At 30.1% G+C, this 755-nt stretch carries 1 protein-coding gene and 1 pseudogene; both read left to right on the top strand.

All coding sequences use genetic code 11. The features are described from left to right. The coding region (locus tag AB5935_RS24955; protein WP_368327750.1) for a tetratricopeptide repeat protein at nt 1-524 on the top strand (524 nt) is incomplete at its 5' end. Beyond that, a pseudogene (locus AB5935_RS24950) lies at nt 509-755 on the top strand (hypothetical protein); the annotation flags it as partial. The gene AB5935_RS24955 and the pseudogene AB5935_RS24950, both read left to right, overlap by 16 nt.

The following is a 755-nucleotide window of genomic DNA, read 5'->3' as shown; positions in this document are numbered from 1 at the left end:
GAAACTTTAATGAAGCTATTGATATATTTACAAGTATATTAAATGAGAAAGCCGAAGATATTCAATCTCTAAATGCCTTAGGTATAATATCTTATGTTGTTGATAACAATAGAGATGCAGAATCTTATTTCAGTCAAGCAATAGAATATCATCCTAATAATCCAATAGGATATATAAACCGTTGTCACCTATATAGGTCTCAAAAAAGGAATGAAGAAGCTTTGCAAGATATAACAAAAGCGATAAATTTGAATAATGCACAGCCAGATAATTATACTCAACGGGCATTTATTTATATGGATATGAATATGTGGGATAAAGCTGAATCTGATTGGACTAAAGCATTGGATACAGATGATTTTAAACGAGATGCAATGGCGTATTATAATAGGGCTATCTGTCGTATCTACTTGAATGAGAAAAAGGTAGCTTGTGAAGACATTCAGATTGCATATAATCTAACTAATGATACAGAATTAGAACAAGAATTGAATGACTTGTGGAATAAATGTGGTTGTTATTGATTAGGAAATATTTATGCATAGTTATACTACTATTATGTATTGGTAATAAGAATACTGATACACTGATTACTGATAGCCTATCTATATATGATAATCATCCTACTTTGGATATATCAGAAGCTAAGCATTTACAATGGGTAGATTCTGTATTAGGAGTAAAAGGTGTGAAACTGATTGATTACAGAAATAGGATATACCAATATAATGATACAAGGTTTTATTGGAATAGGA

Source organism: Phocaeicola sp. RTP21198st1_B8_RTP21198_201120, from assembly GCF_040929485.1.
GTDB lineage: Bacteria > Bacteroidota > Bacteroidia > Bacteroidales > Bacteroidaceae > Phocaeicola > Phocaeicola dorei.
Note: the sequence above shows the minus strand (reverse complement) of the source record. Positions and strands in the feature narration are given on the sequence as shown.